The organism is Stenotrophomonas geniculata ATCC 19374 = JCM 13324 (assembly GCF_001431625.1).
GTDB lineage: Bacteria > Pseudomonadota > Gammaproteobacteria > Xanthomonadales > Xanthomonadaceae > Stenotrophomonas > Stenotrophomonas geniculata.
This window is the reverse complement of record NZ_LLXT01000099.1, coordinates 29909-49310: the sequence shown is the minus strand read 5'-3', so window position 1 is coordinate 49310 and position 19402 is coordinate 29909. Positions and strand designations below refer to the sequence as shown.

Here is a 19402-nt window from a genome sequence, read left to right as displayed (position 1 = left end):
CGACGATCGTCACCATGACGTTGCGCTCCTTCTCAGCCACGGCCTTGGGAGCCACGGCGGGGATCAGGAGCATCATGAACGCGGCCAGATGCAGGGCAATTACAAACGCGATGCCGACGATGCGAGGCCAGCTCAGCCCCTTGTCATCGGGTTGTTCGTACCGGTGAACGACTAGTTGTTCCGTCATGCGCCAAGAGCTCAATAGTGGGGCCGGGATGCCGGGGGCGGAATCCCTGATCAGCGGTGCATGACACCGCAGGAACCTCCAAGCTTATACCAATCCTGAGCGCCTGCGCATCAACTGTGCAGGCATTCAGGCGTTATTCCTACTTACTTCAGGTTGATGATTTTTTTGGCATCAGCCTGGTTCTTCACACCCTTCGCCAGCGCCTGCTGGGCGGCCTGCTTGGCCTCCGGGATGCGACCTTCGGCATGCAGGACGCGTGCCAGGTTCAGGTAGGTCTCACCGTCCTTGGACAGCGGGGCAGCCTTCTGCCACGCATCGATCGCCTGCGGCACCTGGTCGGAGTAGTAGTAGGACTGGGCCAGCGCCAGGTAGACCTGGTAATCCGGCTTCAGGATGCCCTTCTGCAACCCTTCGTTGATGACCGCGATGACGTCCTTTTCCTTGTGTTCGGTGTTGGCATAGATCGAGTACAGCTGCTTGTACTCGCGCTCTTCGGTGAGCTGGCCGCTGCTGCGCAGCTTGTCCATCACCGCGGCAGCCTTTTCCATCTGGTCGGCCTGCATGTACATGCTGGCCAGGTTCAGCTGGGCCTTCTTGTCGTTCGGGTTCTTGGCGGCCAGGGCCTCGGCTTCCTTCACCGCTTCGCCGGACTGGCCGGCTTCGGCGAGGGCCGCCATCAGCAGCTGGTTCCAGTTGTCCTTCGGTTCGGTGGCACCGGCGATGGCCTGCTTGAGCACCGGGATCGCTTCCTGGTAGCGCTCCAGCTGGTACAGCGCCTGGCCCTTGGCGATCAGTTCTTCCGGCTTGGTCGACTTGCTCTCGGCGAAGTACTTGTCCAGGGTTGCCAGGCCTTCGGCGGTCTGGTCTTCCTGCAGCTGCAGCTGGCCCAGCATCAGCATCGACTGGAAGTGGCCGTTGTTGTCCAGGCCGTTGAACTGCAGGACCTGCTTCAGGTAGGCAACGGCAGCCGGCGTGTCGTCGGTCTGGTAGGCGGCCTGCGAGGCCAGCTGCGCGGCCAGCGACTTGTCGTACTCGTTCGCGGCGCTGTCAGCGAGGATCGCGTCGGCCTGCGTGCGCGTCTCCGGGAACTTTTCCTTGTTGTAGCTGTCGATCATCTTCTGCAGCTTGCTGCCCAGCTTGGCCGATGCCTTGACGGTCGGCTCCTCGCGGGTCGCGTTCGGGTACAGCGCTTCGGCCTTGGCCTGCTTGCCGCCGCGGTTGCCACGCTCGGAGGAACGCGAGGACTGCGCGAAGGCATCGGTGACCACGGCGCCGGTCAGGGCGGTCGCGACGAGGACGGAAAGCACAGCTTTGTGGTTACGGAAAATCATCGTTCACCTCGATCGAACCGCCGGTTAGCGGCAAAGTCGGACTGTCAGAAAAATCTGAGCCGCCAAACGTATCAGAAACAGATGGCGTGAGAAATCGTTTTATGTGCTGCAATACAGCATAGAAATGCGCACTCATCCGCACTTTGGCCGCAGCCCGGCCGCCTGCGCCTGCTGATAGACCGGCGTCAGAGCCGGTGCATCGCGTCGCAGTTCCTGGATCCGGTTGGCTGGGTCGGGGTGGGTGGACAGCCATTGTGGGCTGCGACCGCCACTGGCAGCCATCATGTTCTGCCACAGGTCGACCGCCTGCGCCGGGTTGAAGCCGGCCTGGGCCATCAGTCGCTGGCCGATCACGTCGGCCTCGCTTTCCTGGGTGCGTGAACCGGGCAGCAGGAAGGCGGTCTGCGCGCCCATGCCACCAAGCTGGTTGACGGTGCTGGCAGCGCCTTCGCCGTAGGCCGCGCCGGCCAGCGCACCGAGCACGGCCAGCCCGGTCTGCGCGCCCATCTGCCGGGTGATGCGCTCCTCGTGGTGGCGGGCGATGACGTGGCCGATTTCATGGCCGATTACGGCAGCCAGCTGATCCTGGTTCTTGGCGACGGTGAAGATGCCAGTGTTCACGCCGACCTTGCCGCCGGGCAGGGCGAAGGCGTTGGGCTCCTTGTCGACGAACACCGCCGTCTCCCACCGTACGCCACGGTATTGAGGCGGCAACTGCGCGACCAGGGCATTGACCACGCACTGCACGTAACCGTTCTGGCGGCCGTCGGTGCTGATCTTTTCCTTCTGCTTGGTTTCGGCGAACGCCTGAGCGCCGAGCTGATCCAGCTGCGCCTGCGACACCCCGCCCACCATCTGCCGGCGGCCGGTAGGGGAGGTCGTGGTCGCGCAGGCGCTGACCAGAGTGGTGATGACAAGGGCCAGCAGCAGTTGTTTCATGGATCCACCCCCGTGTTCATATGCGCAGTGTGTAGCGTAGCGGCTTAATCTTTCGTCAAGCGGACACGGCGTTACGTTGCCCCGAAGAACACAAGTGCGGCAAGCGCCACACCGTTGTTCAGCGCGTGCGCGGCGATCGCGGCCCAGAGCGTACCGGTGCGCTGGTACAACCAGCAGAACGCAGCACCCATGCCGCCATAGACCAGCCACAGCTGCGCGATCTCGGCCGGGCCGTTGGCGCTGGTGCCAGGGATTTCATGGATGAGGGCAAAAGCAAGGCTGCTCAGTACCACGCCCAGCCACGGACGCCCGGCCTTCCACAGGCGGCCAAACAGCACGCGGCGGAACAGCAGCTCCTCGTAGGCCGGTGCCAGTACCACCGCGAACAGCACCAGGAACAAGGGGAAGCGCGCGATCGCGCTCTGCATCAGCGCCAGGTTGGTGGGAACCGGCTCGATACCGAACTGCTTGGCCAGGAAGGCGATGCCATTGCTGCCGAGCACGATCAGGGTCGCCACCAGCAGGGTCCAGCCCCAGGTGGAGGGACGGCGCAGCGCCTGGCGCGACGCGTGGCGCTCGGCCGTGTTGGCCGGACGTCGCCAGAAGTACAGCAGCAGCGCGGCGCCGCCGGTGGCAAACAGCGCCATGAGAATCTGCGCAAGCGCGCCGGGCTGGCCCAGTGACGCCGCTACCGAACTGGCCTCGGGTGCGCCAGCGCCGGCCTGTGCGTTCGCGTAACCGACCACCACGCCACGGTACAGGCCCCACAGCAGGCCGCTGATCAGGCTCAGGCCGAACAGGGTGACGGCGGCGATGCCCAGGTCGATGAAGAACCCCGCCAACGGCGAAACGGCACGCGGCGCGGCAGAAGCCGGCGGAACCGGGGGCGGAGCGGAAACCGGGGCGGATGCGGACATCAGGTACCTGTGTTCAAGAGTCGAAGGCCGGCGCGCCTCCCCGCGCACCGGCCGTGTCCCGATTGTGTCAGATATCCAGGTTTGCGACCTTCAGCGCGTTGTCTTCGATGAAGTCGCGACGCGGTTCGACGACATCGCCCATCAGCGTGCTGAAGATCTGGTCAGCAGCGACAGCGTCTTCGATGCGCACCTGCAGCAGTCGACGGGTTTCCGGATTCACCGTGGTGTCCCACAGCTGCTCCGGATTCATTTCACCCAGGCCCTTGAATCGCTGGATCTGGCGGCCGCGCTTGGCCTCCTCGAGCAGCCAGTTCTGTGCCTTGGCAAAGCTGTTGACTTCGATCGACTTGGCACCGCGGGAAATGGTCGCGCCTTCGCGGACCAGACCGTGCAGCAGCTTCGATGCCTGGTGGATTGCGCGCAGTTCGCCGCTTTCGAAGGCCGACATCGGCAGCACCTGGATGTGCTGTTCACCCATGTGGCGACGGGTCACCAGCACAGCGGCCGGGCGCTCGTCGTTGGCTTCCTGCAGTTCCAGCGTGAAGCGCGGGCTGCCCAGGCTGCCCTGGTTGAGGCGCTTGGCCAGTGCATCCAGGCTCTCGCCTTCACCGGCAGCGCGCAGGCTTTCCAGGTCCATCGGTACGAAATCGACCAGCGCTTCAAGCAGGTTGCGGTCGTAGCGATGTGCGTTGCGCTCGATCGAATCCAGCGCGGCCGCGTAGGCCAGCAGCAGCTTCTCCAGCGCAAGGCCTTCGATGCCGGGCTCGCCGGTGGCCGGCACCAGTGCAGCGTTTTCCACTGCGCTGCTGGCCAGGTAGCTGTCCAGCGCCGGGTCGTCCTTCAGGTACAGCTCCTGCTTGCCCTGCTTGATCTTGTACAGCGGCGGCAGGCCGATGTAGACGTAACCGCGCTCGATCAGCTCCGGCATCTGACGGTAGAAGAACGTCAGCAGCAGGGTGCGGATGTGGGCGCCGTCGACGTCGGCGTCGGTCATGATGATGATCTTGTGGTACCGCAGCTTGTCCGGGTTGTACTCGTCACGGCCGATGCCGGTGCCCAGCGCGGTGATCAGCGTACCGACCTGGTCGGAGGACAGCATGCGGTCGAAGCGCGCGCGTTCCACGTTGAGGATCTTGCCGCGCAGCGGCAGCACCGCCTGGTTCTTGCGGTTGCGGCCCTGCTTGGCCGAGCCACCTGCCGAGTCACCCTCGACGATGAACAGTTCGGACAGTGCCGGATCCTTTTCCTGGCAGTCGGCCAGCTTGCCCGGCAGGCCAGCGATATCCAGCGCACCCTTGCGGCGGGTCAGGTCGCGGGCCTTGCGCGCAGCTTCACGTGCACGGGCGGCATCGACGATCTTGCCGGCGATCGCCTTGGCTTCGTTCGGGTTTTCCTGCAGGAACTCTTCCAGGCGCGCACCGAAGGCATTTTCCACCGCCGGACGCACGTCGGAGCTGACCAGCTTTTCCTTGGTCTGGCTGGAGAAGCTCGGGTCCGGCACCTTCACCGACAGCACCGCGATCATGCCTTCGCGCATGTCGTCGCCGGTCAGGTTGATCTTGGCCTGCTTGGCGATGCCGTTCTGCTCGATGTAGTTGTTGAGCACCCGGGTCAACGCACCGCGGAAACCGGCCAGGTGGGTACCGCCGTCCTTCTGCGGAATGTTGTTGGTGAAGCAGTACATCGTCTCCTGATAGGAGTCGGTCCACTGCAGCGCCACGTCCACCACGATGCCGTTGTGCTCGCCGGTGACCGAGATGACGTTCGGGTGCAGCGGAGTCTTCAGCTGGGCCAGATGCTCCACGAAGCTGCGGATGCCGCCCTCGTAGTGGAAATCATCGCGACGGCCATCACCACGCTCGTCGGCAAGGACGATCTTGACGCCGGAGTTCAGGAACGACAGCTCGCGCAGGCGGCGGGCCAGGATGTCGTAGTGGAACTCCACGTTGTCGTGGAAGGCGACGGTGGACGGCCAGAAACGCACGGTGGTGCCACGCTTGGTGGTGGCTTCCAGCTTGGCCAGCGCGGTCACGGCTGCGCCGTTGCTGAATTCCTGCTGGTAATGGGAGCCGTTCTGGAACACGTCCACCAGCAGCTTCTGCGACAGCGCGTTGACCACGCTGACGCCGACGCCGTGCAGGCCGCCCGAAACCTTGTAGCTGTTGTCGTCGAACTTGCCGCCCGCGTGCAGGACGGTCATGACCACTTCGGCCGCAGACACTTCGCGGCCGAGCTTGGCGCTCATCTGCTCGTGCTTGCCGGTCGGAATGCCGCGGCCGTTGTCGGACACCGAGACCGAGCCGTCGGCGTGGATCGTCACTGCAACATGGTCGGCGTGGCCGGCCAGCGCTTCGTCGATCGAGTTGTCGACGACCTCGAACACCATGTGGTGCAGACCGGTACCGTCATGCACGTCGCCGATGTACATGCCTGGACGCTTGCGGACAGCCTCCAGGCCTTCCAGGGCGGTAATGCTGTTGGCGTCGTAATTGCCGTTGTTTGCCGGGGTGTTCTGTTCGTCGCTCATTGCGCTTGCCGTAGGCTCCGCAGGTCGGCCACCGCTTGGGGCGATGCGCCGAGAATGAAAGGATTCCAACCCGAATTATACCAGCCGGGGTCGAGCGGCCCTGGTGTGCCCACTATGGCACAGCCACGATCTGTGCATGTTCCACGTGGAACCGGGCGATGTGGGTCAGTTCCTGCAGCGCCGCCGGGGTTTCGGTGGCGGTGATGAAGATCTGTGCCGGGCCATTGAGCAGGCGCTCCAATACCCGCGCCTGGTGGGTGCGATCCAGTTCCGAAGCCAGATCATCCAGCGCGATCACCGGCCATTCGCCGCGCTGTTCCGCATAGTCCTCGGCCTGTGCCAGCAGGCACGCCAATGCCGTCAGCTTGGCCTGGCCGCGGGACAGTGCATCACGCCCCGGAATGCTGTGGAAATCCACACTCCAGTCCGCCCGGTGCGGGCCGACCGAGGTATACCCGGCCTGCCGGTCACGTTCCCGGGCCAGAAGCAGGGCATCGGCCAAGGGAAGCTCATGCCGCCGCCATCCAGGACTCAGGTCCAGTCCGTGGATGCCCAGTTGCGGCGCCAGGCTGGCGGCCAAAGCCGCAGTGCGCTGCTGCAGACGCTCCAGGTAGTGCTGGCGGCGGCTGGTCAGCGGTTCTCCGGCCTCGGCCAGCTCGTGATCCCAGGTATCGAGCATCCGCGACGGCCCGCCCTGCTTGAGCAGGGCGTTGCGCTGCTTCAGCGCCCGGGAGTAGCGGCGCCACAAGGACAGAAAATCCGGTTCCACGTGGAACAAGCCCCAATCGAGGAAGCGGCGGCGGGGTTCGCCACCACCACTGACCAGTGCATGGCTCCCGGGCTCGAACGTCACCACGGCCAGTGCTGCGCAGAGATTACCCAGCTGCGCGACATCTTCGCCGTCCAATCGCCCCTTCCAGTCCTGGCCACTGTGGCGCAGCCCGGCTTTTCGGCGGTGCGGCGGGTGATTGGCACGCTGTTCGTCCCATTCCACGAAGATTTCCAGCGCTTCCTGGCCCTGACGCACCAGACCGTCGCGCACTCGACCACGGAAGCTGCGCCCATAGGCCATCAGGTGCAGGGCTTCGAGCACGCTGGTCTTGCCGGCACCGTTGTCGCCGGTCAGCAGGTTCAATCCTGGCTGGGGCGACAGGTCCACCGCACTGAAGCGACGCAGTTGATGCAAGGCGAGGCGGCGGATCTGCATGGGGCGCGAAAGACCATCCGCACGAGGCGGTAGAGGGGCAGGGAATCCATCAGCTTACTGCATCGGTCAAGCCGGGCGCGCCGGCAGGCCGGTCGAGCCGAAGGTGCAGCTTCTGCACCCATCGATGGACGCGTTCCACGTGGAATGCGGGTGACGCGCCCGTTCCGGGCAGGAACGGCCCGAAATTTCTTCAAATCTGCGCGGGGTTCCAGAGTCCAGGCCCTCAGATTTCGCCGATTTCATGAGCACTGCAGGGCCATCGCGGGACACCTCGCGGGTGGTTCCGACGGATGACCCCGCCGATTCCTTCAAATCTGCGATCCGATGCCTTGGAGGGTTCCACAGATTTCAAGAAATCCAGGACGCTAGTTCCACACTGTCCACAGGAGGCATGTATGACTTATACACAAGGTATGGGCAATCTGTGGATAAAAAAGTCCTTTTGCTAAGCGCTGAAAACTATCCACAGGTTCCCCCCCAGCCAGAGGGCCCTCTATACAGGGGGTTTCAGGCTCATAAATCCCTTTAAAAACAAACAGATAATGCATTTCTCCACGAAATATGGCTCTACCATCACCACCATGCTTTAGATTTATACCCAGATTTAGAAGCTAGGATTGCCCAAGTGTGCCCCCGAGCCGGCCAGTGGTCAGTGCCGTTTGCAGAAGCGAAGGACCTCCTCCCGGGGAAGATGATCTGCTGCTTCCACCATTGAAGATCAGGACAACGAAGTGGGACATGCGAAGCGCTCGCTGCCAGAACCCAGATCGCATGGAGCCCGACGAGCACTGCAAGACGAATTCCCAACGTTCTGGATTCCGAGTTGCTTCGAGCAAGCGAGATCGAGTTGGTGTGGGGCCGAGCAGGGCACGTCCAGGATTTCTACGATCCGTTTCGACAATGCTCCACGTGGAACATAAAAAAACGCCCGGGAGGTCCCGGGCGCTTCTGGGTTCCACGTGAAACAGCGTTTCCGTCAGAGACGCAGCGGCATCACCACGTGGCGCGACTTCTCGCTGCTGGATTCACGCACCAGCGCCGAGGAGTTGGAGTCGCGTAGCTGGATGATCACTTCCTCGTCGCGCAGGGCGGAGAGGGCATCCAACAGGTAGTTCACGTTGAAGCCGATGGCCAGATCGCTGACCGTGGTGTCGGCCTCGATCTCTTCCTGAGCTTCTTCCTGTTCCGGGTTGTGCGCGCTGATCTTCAGGTTGCCCGGCGAGACTTCCACGCGAATGCCGCGGTACTTCTCGTTGGACAGGATCGCGGCGCGCTGCAGCGAGGCACGCAGTGCTTCACGATCCACCTTCACTTCACGGTCGGCACCGATCGGGATCACCGCTTCGTAGTCCGGGAAACGGCCATCGATCAGCTTCGAAGTGAAGGTGACATCGTCGCGCTTGACGCGGACGTGGCTGCGGCCGACTTCCAGCTCGATTTCGCGATCGCCGCTTTCCAGCAGGCGCTGCAGCTCGGTCACGCCCTTGCGCGGCACGATGATCTGGCGCTTCGAACCGCTGGGCTTGGCCAGGTCGGTTTCGCAAAGGGCCAGACGGTGGCCGTCGGTGGCAACGGTGCGCAGTGCATCGCCACGCAGGTCGAACAGCAGACCGTTGAGGTAGTAGCGCACGTCCTGCTGGGCCATCGCGAACGCGGTGCGCTCGATCAGCTCCTTCAGGGTCGCTTCGCCGATGGCCACGCGCTCGGTGGCTTCCACTTCGTCCACCGACGGGAAGTCATTGGACGGCAGGGTAGCCAGGGTGAAGCGGCTGCGACCGGCCTGCACGGTGATCTTGTCACCGGTCTGCGAGACGGTAATCCGGCTGCCGTCGGGCAGGGCGCGGATGATCTCGAACAGCTTGCGGGCGGGAATGGTGGTTTCGCCGTCCTGGGCGTCTTCAACCGCGATCCGCGACACCATCTCCACTTCCAGGTCGGTACCGGTCAGCGACAGCTGGCCGTTCTGCACCTGGACCAGGAAATTGGCCAGAACCGGAAGGGTCTGGCGGCGTTCGACCACGTTGACGACCTGTGCCAACGGCTTGAGAAAGGCTTCGCGCTGCAGTGTGAAACGCATGTGGTTCCGTGCCCCTATGCTTTAAAAAATGTGGAATAAATCAAAAGCTTGGTGGTGCTGGTAGAGACAGAATCGCTGGAAAATAACGCTAAGTCTTTGTAAATAAAAGAATTTCAGACCTCGAAACCCTCTGTATTACCGACCCCCAGGGGGTGGGGAAAGCTGTGGATAAATTCGGAGCGATTTCAAACGCCATTGTTATCCACAACGTGTCCCGCGCTTGCTACCGGATTCTGCACCGTTTTGTGCGATGACGCCTCATCGGCATCCGTGCATCATTCGCTCAGCTTCCGGATCAGCTTGTCCCAGTCCTCGCGGAGCTTGCCGTCGGTTTCCATCAGGGTCCGGATCTGGCGGCAGGCATGCAGCACCGTGGTGTGATCGCGACCGGCAAAGGCGTCGCCGATCTCGGGCAGGCTGTGCTCGGTCAGTTCCTTGGTCAGGGCCATGGCGACCTGGCGCGGACGTGCCAGTGAGCGGGTCCGACGCTTGGACAGCAGATCCTTGATCTGCAGCCCGTAGTAGTCGGCCACGGTTTTCTGGATGTTGGGAATGCTGATCGCCTGCTGCTGGGCGCGCAGCAGGTCGCGCAGGGTTTCCTGGGCGAATTCGGTGGTGATCGCGCGGCCGGTGAAATTGGCGCGGGCGGTCAGGGTATTCAGCGCACCCTCGAGGTCGCGCACGTTGGAGCGCATCTTCTTGGCGATCAGGAACGCAACATCATCGGGAATCTCGGCACCGCGTTCGCGTGCCTTGGCCAGCACGATCGCGGCGCGGGTCTCGAAGTCCGGCGGTTCGATCGCGACCGACAGGCCCCAGGCAAGCCGCGACTTCAGGCGCGCTTCCAGGCCCTCGACTTCGCGCGGATAGCGGTCACAGGTCAGGATGATCTGCTGCTTGCCATCGAACAACGCGTTGAAGGTGTGGAAGAACTCTTCCTGGGTGCGGTCCTTGCCGGCGAAGAACTGGATGTCATCGATCAGCAGCGCGTCGACCTGCTGGAACTGGCGCTTGAACTGATCCATGGTCTTTTCCTGCAGGGCCCGGATCATCGCGCTGAAGAACTGTTCAGAACGCAGGTACAGCACCTTCGCGCCCGGATTGGCCTGGCGCATGGCGTTGCCGGCAGCGAACATCAGGTGGGTCTTGCCCAGGCCGGTGCCTCCGTACAGCAGCAGCGGATTGTGCGCGCGGTCGCCCGGCTTCTGCGCTGCCTGGAAGGCGGCGGCCAGGCCCAGCTGGTTGCTGCGGCCTTCCACGAAGTTGGCGAACGTGTAGTGATTGTCCAGGTTGCCGGCGAAGGGCACCTGCGGTTCGCTGGACACATGCGCCGATGACGTGGAAACCGGCGCGTTCTGCGCCTCCACAGGGCGCGGGCGCGAGCCGATTTCAAGAAAAACGTCGCTGAAGCCGGCGAAATGCGCCAGCAGTTCGCGGATCCGGGCCAGATACAGCTCGCGGACCTGGTCGACGATGAAGGCATTCGGTGCATACAGCACCAGGCTGTCCACGCGCAGATCGGCCTGCAGCGGCTTCAACCAGGTATGAACGTCTTCCGGCGGGAACTCCGCTTCGAGGCGCTCGAGACTACGGGACCAAGCATCCATCAGCAATAATCGTCCGGTGGCCGGGGCATGGACGCGACAAGGCGCCCAAACACAGGCCGGAAAGGGGGGAAATGGATGGCTCAGACTACCACCGAGCGCCCGCCTTCGGAATGCTTGTCCCCTACTTATTCACAAAAACATCCACAGCTATTGCACAGCCCAGTGAATTCGCGTAGTTGCCAGGGGTTGACTTGGGGCGGGGTACCTCTCTAGAATTTCCGGTTCTTTCCGTCCCATTCATACGAGAGGCCCCCAATGGCCACGAAGCGCACCTACCAGCCCAGCAACCTCAAGCGTAAGCGCGACCACGGCTTCCGTGCCCGTATGAAGACCGCTGACGGCCGCAAGATCCTGTCGCGTCGCCGCGCCAAGGGCCGCAAAGTCCTGAGCGCCTGATTGCCATGCCGCACATCGCGGCAGACGCAATCCCTTCGACAGTGAATACTGCAGACCCGCGCAAGCGATTCCCTCGCTCTGCGCGGGTTCGCACGCGTGCCGAATACTCAACGGTCTTCAACGGCGCCCGCCGTGTGTCCGATCCGCTGATGACCCTGCACTGGCTGCCGGCTGACCGGCCGGCCAGGCTGGGTCTGGCGGTTTCCCGCAAGGTTGATCCGAACGCCGTCGGGCGTAACCGGATCAAGCGCGTCCTGCGCGACATCCTGCGTCAGACACGTACCGACATCCAGCCAGGCGACTTCGTCGTCGTGGCTCGTAGTGCTGCGCGTTCCGCCAGCAACGACGAGATCCGCCAGGCCTTCCTGCGCCTGCTGCGTCGCCTGCGTGCATTGCCCACGCCGGGCGTGGACGGCACAATGCCGCCGCCTGATGGCATCGCAACTCCTTCTTTGACCGAGCCGGCATCGCGTCCCGGCCCCGCCGAGCCTGTCCGCTGATGAACCAGACCCGCGTATTCCTCATTTTTGCCTGGCTGATGGTGGCCGTGCTGCTGTGGATGGAGTGGAGCCGTGAAAAGGCTGCTCCGACCCCGGCACCGACGACCACGTCGGCCCCGGCCGCTGCACAGAGCGTTCCGGGCGCAACCCCGGGCGCCATCCCCAGCGCCCAGGTTCCGGGTGCGCCCGGCCAGGCCGCCGTGCAGGCGCAGGCCAGCGCCACCCCCGCCAGCCAGCGCGTGACCGTCACCACCGACGTCCTGCGCCTGGTGCTCGATGGCGGCCGCGTGCTCGACGCCGAGCTGCTGCAGTTCCCGCAGACCAAGGACGAAGGCAGCCCGCCGGTCCGCCTGCTGACCGAAGACCCCGCGCATCCGTACAGCGCGATCAGTGGCTGGGCCAGCGAAGACAAGAACACCCCGGTCCCCGGCGCTGACGGCTTCAAGCTGGTGGGTGACACCAAGGACTTCGTGCTGGCCAAGGGCCAGAACGAGCTGCAGATCCCGTTTGTGTGGGCCGCCGACAACGGCGTGACCATCAAGCGCACCCTGACCGTCTCGCGCAACGAGTACGCCGTGCGCTTCAAGGACGAAGTCAGCAACACTGGTGCCGCTCCCTGGAACGGCTACGTCTATCGCACCCTGGACCGCACCCCGACCATCCTGTCGCGGAGCATGACCAACCCGGATTCCTTCAGCTTCAACGGTGCCACCTGGTACGACAACGACAAGAAGTACCAGCGTCGTGCGTTCAAGGACTACCTGGAAGACGGCACGCTGAACCAGAACATCACCGGCGGCTGGCTGGCGATGCTGCAGCACCACTTCTTCACTGCCTGGATCCCGCAGAAGGACCAGACCGCACACTACGTGCTGTCGCAGGTGGCCGGTCGTGACCTGATCGAAGCGCGTGGCCCGGCCTTCACCGTGGCGCCGGGCCAGTCCACGAGCACCGAAGCCCGCCTGTGGGTCGGCCCGAAGCTGGTCAACCTGATCGCCAAGGAAGATGTGCCGGGCCTGGACCGCGTGGTCGACTACAGCCGCTTCTCGATGATGGCGGTGATCGGCCAGGGCCTGTTCTGGGTGTTGAACCAGGTGCACAAGCTGGTGGGCAACTGGGGCTGGGCGATCGTCGGCCTGGTGGTGCTGCTGAAGCTGGTGCTGTACCCGCTGTCGGCGACCCAGTACAAGAGCGGTGCGAAGATGCGTCGCTTCCAGCCGCGCATCGCGCAGCTGAAGGAACGCTATGGCGACGACCGCCAGAAGTTCCAGACCGCGATGATGGAGCTGTACAAGAAGGAAAAGATCAATCCGATGGGCGGCTGCCTGCCGATCCTCATCCAGATGCCGATCTTCTTCGCCCTGTACTGGGTGCTGGTGGAATCGGTCGAACTGCGCCAGGCGCCCTGGTTCGGCTGGATCCAGGACCTGACCGCACGCGACCCGTACTTCATCCTGCCGGTGATCAACGTAGCGGTGATGTGGTTCACCCAGAAGCTGACCCCGGCACCGGGCATGGACCCGATGCAGCAGAAGATGATGCAGTTCATGCCGCTGGTGTTCGGCGTCATGATGGCCTTCATGCCGTCCGGCCTGGTCCTGTACTGGGTGGTCAACGGCGGCCTGGGCCTGCTGCAGCAGTGGTGGATGACCAAGCGCCATGGCGGCGAGCCGGTCCCGGCCACCACCGCGCCGGCCCCGGTCAAAAAGAAGTAATCGGTAGAGCCGGCCGCTGGCCGGCTGACCCCAGCAGAAGCCCGCCGCAAGGCGGGCTTTTCGCATCCGGCGTTAGAATCGCCGGCACACCGATCCTGCATCCATCGAGTCCGCCATGCCGCGTGCGTCGTCGTTCCGCCTGTTCCTGCCCTCGCTGTTGTTGACCCTGGTCGTTGCCGGTTGTGGCGACAAGGATGCGAAGGCGCCGGCGACCACCGTCACCCAGCCCAGCGCGCAGGCCGCGGCCGCCGCCGATCCGGCCGCGGCGCCGTTGCTGGCCGCGCTGCAGAAGCAGCTCGATGGCTATCGCCGGATCGTCGTGCTGCTGGCCGATGAGGAACAGCAGTCGGCGGCCGATCGCAGCACCTCCACCCGCATCGGCCAGCAGCTGTTCCACGACGGCCTGGAACAGCGCAGCGCCATTGCCGCGCAGTTCGACACGCTGCTGCGTGGTAGCAGCCCGCAGCGCTTCGCCACCCTCGGCACCGTGCTGGACTACATCGAATCGGCGCCGGAGCTGTTCGACGCCGACCGCTTGGCCTTCCGAGAAGTGCTGCGCGATCTGCATGAGCGCGTCGGCACCGATTCGTCGCTGCCGGCAGTGAAGCTGCACCAGCGCATTGGCGAAGACCTGGAGGCGCTGGACGAGATCGAGCGCAACTACAACCAGGAACTGACCCGCATCTTCAGCCGCTTCGAGCGCACCCGTGCCATCGAACTGAAGCGCGAGAAGTGGGACGACTACATCGCGCACCTGCACAAGGACTACAGCCGCGAAGCGATCCTGCGCGACTACGGCGTGATCGAGCCGTACCCGATGTCGATGAAGGACAGCGACCGCGAGATCTTCGGCCGCGACCTGCCGCCGAAGACGGTGGTGCTGACCTTCGACGATGGCCCGCACAAGGCCTATACCGATGAAGTGGTGGCCATCCTCAAGCGCTACGACGTACCGGCCGTGTTCTTCGAGGTCGGCCGCAACCTCGGCAAGGTCGAGACCGACGGCAAGGTCAGCCTCGGGCCGATGGCGAAGATCAGCCGCAACCTGATGGAAGAGGGCTACGCCGTCGGCAACCACAGCCTGACCCATGCGCAGCTGTCGCGTACCACCGGCGATGCGCTGCGCCAGCAGGTGCTGGACACCGACACGCTGCTGAAGGATGTCGACAGCAAGCGCGCGCCGCTGTTCCGCTTCCCCTATGGCGCGCGTAATGCCGAAGGCCTGCAGCTGCTCAACGAAGCCGGGTTGAAGTCGATCATGTGGAACATCGATTCGATGGACTGGGCCGACCCGGTGCCGGAATCGATCGTGCAGCGCGTGCTCGACCAGGTGAACAAGGAACAGCGCGGCATCATCCTGTTCCATGACATCCACGACCGTGCGGTGAAGGCATTGCCGCAGATCCTCGACCGGCTGATCGCTGATGGCTACCAGTTCGCCGGGTGGAATGGCCGCGACTTCACCGTCGCCCGCGCGCGCAAGGGTGACACCAGCGCCGCCACCGTCACCACCGGCTACGAGAAGTCGTGGGCGATCGTGGTCGGCATCGACAACTACGCCAAGTGGCCAAAGCTGGAATACGCCAGCCACGATGCGCAGGCGGTGGCCGATACCCTGACCGGGCAGTTCGGCTTCCCGTCTTCGCAGGTGATCGTGCTGAAGAACGAGCAGGCCACGCGCAACAACATCCTGGCCGCCTTCCACGACCGCCTGGCCGATGATCGCACCGGAAAGAACGACCGCGTGTTCGTGTTCTTTGCCGGCCACGGCGCCACCCGCCAACTCGCCTCCGGGCGTGACCTGGGCTACATCATTCCGGTGGATTCGGACCCGAAGGAGTTCGCCACCGACGCCATCGCAATGACCGACATCCAGAACATTGCCGAGAGCATGCAGGCCAAGCACGTGATGTTCGTGATGGATGCCTGCTACAGCGGCCTGGGCCTGACCCGTGGTGGCCCTTCTTCGTCGTCGTTCCTGCGCGAGAACGCACGTCGCAGCGCACGGCAGATGCTGACCGCCGGCGGCGCCGACCAGCAGGTGGCCGATGCCGGCCCGAACGGCCACTCGGTGTTCACCTGGGTGCTGCTGCAGGCGCTGGCTGGCAAGGGCGATCTCAACGGCGATGGCCTGATCACCGGTACCGAACTGGCCGCCTACGTGGCGCCGGCCGTCTCAGCCGTTTCGCACCAGACCCCGGCCTTCGGCAGCCTGCCGGGTTCGCAGGGCGGCGAGTTCGTGTTCCAGGTGCCCGACAGCCAGGAATTCCTCAACGCCGATACGCGCCAGCTGACCGCCGATGCAATCGCACTGAACAACAAGGTTGAAGCCGCCAGCGAAGCCAAGGGCAGCCAGGCGCCGGTGACGGTGGCCGACCTGCAGGGCGGCAAGGCCAAGCTGGTGGTGCCCACCGCCGGCCCGGCCTCCGACCGCCAGCGCGCGCAGCAGGCCAATGACCGCGGCCTGCAGCTGTACCGCGAGAAGCAGTACGACGAAGCGGTAGCCCAGTTCACCGAGGCACTGAAGCTGCGCCCGGACTTCGCCCAGGCGGCCAACAACTTCGGCTTCGTGTACTACCGCCAGCAGCGCTATGCCGAAGCGGCGCGCTGGCTGGAGAACACACTGAAGATCGACCCCTCGCGCGCCGTGGCCTATCTCAACCTGGGCGATGCCTACTTCAACGCAGGCGACAAGGCGAAGGCGAAGCAGGCCTACACCACCTACCTGGCGCTGCAGCCGCAGGGCAGTGGTGCCGCGCAGGCACGGGCGCAGCTGGAGAAACTCTGAGCCATGAATGATGCAATCCGCGCCGATACCATCGTGGCCATCGCCAGTGCCCCCGGCGCGGGCGGTGTCGGCCTGCTGCGCCTGTCCGGTCCGCGCGCAGCGGCCATCGCCAACGCGTTGGGTGCGCCTGCACTGCGCCCGCGCCATGCGCACTACGCACGCCTGCGCGACGCCGATGGCGAGGTCATCGACGATGGCATCGTGCTGTGGTTCCCGGCACCGAACAGCTTCACCGGCGAAGAGGTGGTGGAACTGCAGGGCCACGGCAGTCCGGTCCTGCTGCAGCAACTGGTCGCGCGCTGCATCGCGCTCGGTGCGCGCCAGGCGCGGCCGGGCGAGTTCAGCGAACGCGCGTTCCTCAACGGCAAGCTCGACCTGGCCCAGGCCGAAGCCATCGCCGACCTGATCGCGGCCGGCGACAACCGCGCGGCGCGCGCGGCACGTCGCTCGCTGGACGGCGTGTTCTCGCGCCGCATCGACGCCGTGGTCGAACAGCTGGTGTTGCTGCGCATCCATGTGGAAGCGGCCATCGACTTCGCCGACGAACCGCTGGATACCCTCGGTGGCGCGCAGGTGCGGCGTGGCCTGGAACAGGCGCGCAGCGACCTGGCCCTGCTGCGCCGCGACGCCGAACGTGGCCGTCGCCTGCGCGATGGCCTGCATGCCGTGCTGATCGGTCCGCCGAATGCCGGCAAGAGTTCACTGCTCAATGCGCTGGCCGGCAGCGAGCGCGCCATCGTTACCGACATCGCCGGCACCACCCGCGACACCCTGCGCGAGACCATCCGCCTGGATGGCCTGGAGCTGACCCTGGTCGACACCGCCGGCCTGCGCGACGGCGGTGACGCCATCGAACGCGAAGGCATGCGCCGCGCCCATGTGGAGATCGCGCGCACCGACCTGGCCCTGATCGTGCTGGATGCGCGCGATCCGGCGGCGGGTGAAGCCGCGCTGGGCGAGGCCGTGGCAGCGGTGCCGCACAAGGTCTACATCCACAACAAATCGGATCTGCTCGATGTGCTGCCGGCGCTGGACGATCCGGACCGCGTGTTCGTCTCCGCTGCGACCGGTGCCGGCCTGGAGGATCTGCACGCGCGCCTGCGTTCGATCGCATCGGCCGGGGCAGGGGAGCAGGTGGATGGCGAGTTCTCGGCGCGCACGCGGCATGTGGATGCAATCGAGCGTGCGCAGGAACACGTGCAGCGCGCCGATGGCGAGCTGGCGCATGAGCACCTGGAACTGGCTGCTGAGGAACTACGGCTGGCGCATGACGCGCTGGGCGAGATCACCGGGCAGATGAGTGCCGATGACCTGCTTGGAAGGATCTTCTCCAGTTTCTGCATCGGGAAGTAGGGCCGAGGTCAGATTCCCGAAGGGGCTCTGACCGCCTCGCTTACTCATGACTGACGGCTGGGGGTTTCAATCCTGTACGCGACACCTCCTTGATATCATTCCCGCCATGAACCCGATAACCGACAGTGACGTGCGATCAGCTCTGCTGGGCAAGGTCATTGCTGAGCATGTCGCAAATCCGAACACGCTTGTGGTGGAGGAAATGGGGCTTGCGCGCGGCGCCTGCCGGGTCGATGTCTGTGTCATCAATGGCCATCTGCACGGCTACGAGATCAAGAGTGATGTAGACACCCTGCGGAGACTTCCATTGCAGCAGCAGTTCTACTCCGATGTCCTCGACAAGGCGACGATCGTGGTGGGCAAGCGCCATTTGGACCATGCCCTGGATACGTTGCCTGCTTGGTGGGGGGTCAGGCTGGCATCACGTGGAGCGCGCAACGCAGTGAGGCTGGAACTAGTGAGGCCTGCAAAACTCAATCCATCAGTGAGCGCGACGGCCGTCGCAGCACTGCTCTGGCGCGATGAAATTTCTGCTCTGATCGGCAGGCGGACGCCTGAAAAATCAGCGCTGCGCGGCAACCGCGCAGCGCTATGTGAACGTCTGTCGGAGCTCTACAGTCTTGCGGAAATCCGTGCGCTGGTCAGGGAACAGTTGAAGCGCCGGTCAGACTGGCGAGGTCGCGAACAACCTTAGTCATATGGTGGTTGGTCGCCACCGTTGGCCAGGTCGAGCTTCCCCCGGTACTGGTGACACTGTTTGCGCAGTCTTCGATGTACGCATCGCCCCAGCTGTAGCCGCGCCCCATGAAGACCACCGGCAGATCGGAGACCAGGTGCCGGCACAGATCACGGTACTGGTCGCGGCCGTTGCGCTTGATCTGGGTACCTACAACGATCCGCCACTGATCATCGATCGTGTACTTGATCTTGGCGTTGGGGTCGAACAGGCGAGGATCCATCAATTCCGTCTGTGGAGAAGCGCAGCCATAGTCACCAAACCACGGCATTCGTTCAGAGTGCATGCGGGCTAGCCGCGTGTACGCGCGCCATTCCCGGCGGTTCACATCGCCATGTGGGCGATAGCTTGAAGAGGGGCTCAGGCTGGCAGGGAAACTACCCCCCACGAGGGTGATCGATCTCCAGTCGGCCAGATCCGGAACGGCCGCAATCCATGCCTGCCAGGTCGATGCCTGCAGCGTGGGCGAGTCGGCGACATCGGTCGAGCTGTCGAGGATCAGGTCCACCTGACCTGATACCACGCCCAACAGTTTCAGCAACCCTGAGATCCGGGCCAGGCGCCCTCCTTCAAGATCATCCGGCACCAGCCGTAATCCGCAGCCACGATCATCGCGGGCGACAATGCGTGCCACCGCCTGCTGGTAGTCGACATGCCGGTCAATGCCGGTCACGGGAATGGCCTGGCATCCTGCGGTGCGAGTGAGGTCGAAAATCCGCTCCAGATGGTGCTGGCCGTCCGCCATGGTGTCGTCACCGGCAAGATAGGGCGAATCGAACAGGCAGCGCCGCGCCTTCCAGTTACTGCTCAGACGCCTGCCTACGTTCTTCAGGTGGTCATCGAGTGACTTGGCCGGTGCATCGTTCTCGAAGTCCCACTGCTCGATCGGGATCTCGAACAGGGGATAGATCCCATCCTTGACTCCTTCGCTGGTACGACCCACCGCGAGATACTCTCCCTGTCGCCATTTGAGAATCGGCATGTACATCGGTTGTTTCATGATCTGCCCCTGACAACTTCGCTGTTGGTCATCCGAGGCTAGTCGCGGGTCGTGCGGCGCTTCAATCAGAATTGTTTGAAGAATGGGGGGAGCGCTCAGGTCGGAGCCCCTGCGGGGATCCG

At 64.1% G+C, this 19402-nt stretch carries 14 protein-coding genes and 1 pseudogene; 6 read left to right on the top strand and 9 right to left on the bottom strand.

The window, feature by feature from the left end; all coding sequences use genetic code 11:
- The 8 genes and pseudogenes from ARC63_RS09670 to dnaA all read right to left on the bottom strand — a co-directional run.
- Positions 1-187, bottom strand: a pseudogene (locus ARC63_RS09670) (energy transducer TonB); the annotation flags it as partial.
- A gap of 143 nt (positions 188-330) precedes the next feature.
- The gene (locus tag ARC63_RS09665) at positions 331-1518 is read right to left on the bottom strand and encodes a tetratricopeptide repeat protein (protein WP_010487420.1); all 1188 of its coding nucleotides are present in this window, start codon (positions 1516-1518) and stop codon (positions 331-333) included.
- A gap of 132 nt (positions 1519-1650) precedes the next feature.
- On the bottom strand, positions 1651-2457 hold the full coding sequence (locus ARC63_RS09660) for a M48 family metallopeptidase (protein ID WP_010487422.1): 807 nt from the start codon (positions 2455-2457) through the stop codon (positions 1651-1653).
- Positions 2458-2528: 71 nt separating this feature from the next.
- Complete coding sequence (locus ARC63_RS09655; protein WP_010487423.1) at positions 2529-3374, bottom strand: CPBP family intramembrane glutamic endopeptidase; 846 nt, start codon at positions 3372-3374, stop codon at positions 2529-2531.
- Positions 3375-3441: 67 nt separating this feature from the next.
- The gene (gene gyrB, locus ARC63_RS09650; protein ID WP_057503120.1) at positions 3442-5901 is read right to left on the bottom strand and encodes a DNA topoisomerase (ATP-hydrolyzing) subunit B; all 2460 of its coding nucleotides are present in this window, start codon (positions 5899-5901) and stop codon (positions 3442-3444) included.
- A 112-nt stretch (positions 5902-6013) separates the two neighbouring features.
- The gene (gene recF, locus ARC63_RS09645; RefSeq protein WP_057503119.1) at positions 6014-7108 is read right to left on the bottom strand and encodes a DNA replication/repair protein RecF; all 1095 of its coding nucleotides are present in this window, start codon (positions 7106-7108) and stop codon (positions 6014-6016) included.
- A 976-nt stretch (positions 7109-8084) separates the two neighbouring features.
- On the bottom strand, positions 8085-9185 hold the full coding sequence (gene dnaN / locus ARC63_RS09640; RefSeq protein ID WP_005411731.1) for a DNA polymerase III subunit beta: 1101 nt from the start codon (positions 9183-9185) through the stop codon (positions 8085-8087).
- A 275-nt stretch (positions 9186-9460) separates the two neighbouring features.
- On the bottom strand, positions 9461-10792 hold the full coding sequence (gene dnaA / locus ARC63_RS09635) for a chromosomal replication initiator protein DnaA (RefSeq protein ID WP_057503118.1): 1332 nt from the start codon (positions 10790-10792) through the stop codon (positions 9461-9463).
- Positions 10793-11047: 255 nt separating this feature from the next.
- Between dnaA and rpmH the strand changes: the two genes are divergently transcribed.
- The 6 genes from rpmH to ARC63_RS22780 all read left to right on the top strand — a co-directional run bounded on the left by rpmH (position 11048) and on the right by ARC63_RS22780 (position 18238).
- On the top strand, positions 11048-11188 hold the full coding sequence (rpmH, locus tag ARC63_RS09630) for a 50S ribosomal protein L34 (RefSeq protein WP_005411729.1): 141 nt from the start codon (positions 11048-11050) through the stop codon (positions 11186-11188).
- Between the two features lie 5 nt (positions 11189-11193).
- Entirely contained in the window at positions 11194-11688 is a 495-nt protein-coding gene (gene rnpA, locus ARC63_RS09625; RefSeq protein WP_021203275.1) for a ribonuclease P protein component, read from the top strand.
- Positions 11688-13403, top strand: a complete 1716-nt coding sequence (gene yidC, locus ARC63_RS09620; RefSeq protein ID WP_057503117.1) for a membrane protein insertase YidC — start codon at positions 11688-11690, stop codon at positions 13401-13403. The genes rnpA and yidC overlap by 1 nt, the downstream gene beginning before the upstream one ends.
- Positions 13404-13518: 115 nt before the next feature.
- Positions 13519-16191: a polysaccharide deacetylase family protein gene (locus ARC63_RS09615; protein ID WP_057503116.1), complete on the top strand. Its 2673-nt coding sequence runs from the start codon at positions 13519-13521 to the stop codon at positions 16189-16191.
- A 3-nt stretch (positions 16192-16194) separates the two neighbouring features.
- The gene (mnmE, locus tag ARC63_RS09610; RefSeq protein ID WP_057503115.1) at positions 16195-17544 is read left to right on the top strand and encodes a tRNA uridine-5-carboxymethylaminomethyl(34) synthesis GTPase MnmE; all 1350 of its coding nucleotides are present in this window, start codon (positions 16195-16197) and stop codon (positions 17542-17544) included.
- Positions 17545-17650: 106 nt separating this feature from the next.
- The gene (locus tag ARC63_RS22780) at positions 17651-18238 is read left to right on the top strand and encodes a sce7726 family protein (RefSeq protein WP_080264262.1); all 588 of its coding nucleotides are present in this window, start codon (positions 17651-17653) and stop codon (positions 18236-18238) included.
- Here ARC63_RS22780 and ARC63_RS09600 read toward each other — a convergent pair.
- A complete protein-coding gene (locus ARC63_RS09600) occupies positions 18186-19280 on the bottom strand; it encodes a beta family protein (protein WP_228354965.1) in 1095 nt (364 codons plus the stop codon). The genes ARC63_RS22780 and ARC63_RS09600 overlap by 53 nt on opposite strands.
- Positions 19281-19402 lie beyond the last annotated feature (122 nt).

Excerpts from the sequence above, each read along its gene's own strand:
- ARC63_RS09665 (WP_010487420.1), bottom strand. The coding sequence starts at position 1,518 with ATGATTTTCCGTAACCACAAAGCTGTGCTTTCCGTCCTCGTCGCGACC.
- ARC63_RS09660 (WP_010487422.1), bottom strand. The coding sequence starts at position 2,457 with ATGAAACAACTGCTGCTGGCCCTTGTCATCACCACTCTGGTCAGCGCC.
- ARC63_RS09655 (WP_010487423.1), bottom strand. The coding sequence starts at position 3,374 with ATGTCCGCATCCGCCCCGGTTTCCGCTCCGCCCCCGGTTCCGCCGGCT.
- gyrB (WP_057503120.1), bottom strand. The coding sequence starts at position 5,901 with ATGAGCGACGAACAGAACACCCCGGCAAACAACGGCAATTACGACGCC.
- recF (WP_057503119.1), bottom strand. The coding sequence starts at position 7,108 with ATGCAGATCCGCCGCCTCGCCTTGCATCAACTGCGTCGCTTCAGTGCG.
- dnaN (WP_005411731.1), bottom strand. The coding sequence starts at position 9,185 with ATGCGTTTCACACTGCAGCGCGAAGCCTTTCTCAAGCCGTTGGCACAG.
- dnaA (WP_057503118.1), bottom strand. The coding sequence starts at position 10,792 with ATGGATGCTTGGTCCCGTAGTCTCGAGCGCCTCGAAGCGGAGTTCCCG.
- rpmH (WP_005411729.1), top strand. The coding sequence starts at position 11,048 with ATGGCCACGAAGCGCACCTACCAGCCCAGCAACCTCAAGCGTAAGCGC.
- rnpA (WP_021203275.1), top strand. The coding sequence starts at position 11,194 with ATGCCGCACATCGCGGCAGACGCAATCCCTTCGACAGTGAATACTGCA.
- yidC (WP_057503117.1), top strand. The coding sequence starts at position 11,688 with ATGAACCAGACCCGCGTATTCCTCATTTTTGCCTGGCTGATGGTGGCC.
- ARC63_RS09615 (WP_057503116.1), top strand. The coding sequence starts at position 13,519 with ATGCCGCGTGCGTCGTCGTTCCGCCTGTTCCTGCCCTCGCTGTTGTTG.
- mnmE (WP_057503115.1), top strand. The coding sequence starts at position 16,195 with ATGAATGATGCAATCCGCGCCGATACCATCGTGGCCATCGCCAGTGCC.
- ARC63_RS22780 (WP_080264262.1), top strand. The coding sequence starts at position 17,651 with ATGAACCCGATAACCGACAGTGACGTGCGATCAGCTCTGCTGGGCAAG.
- ARC63_RS09600 (WP_228354965.1), bottom strand. The coding sequence starts at position 19,280 with ATGAAACAACCGATGTACATGCCGATTCTCAAATGGCGACAGGGAGAG.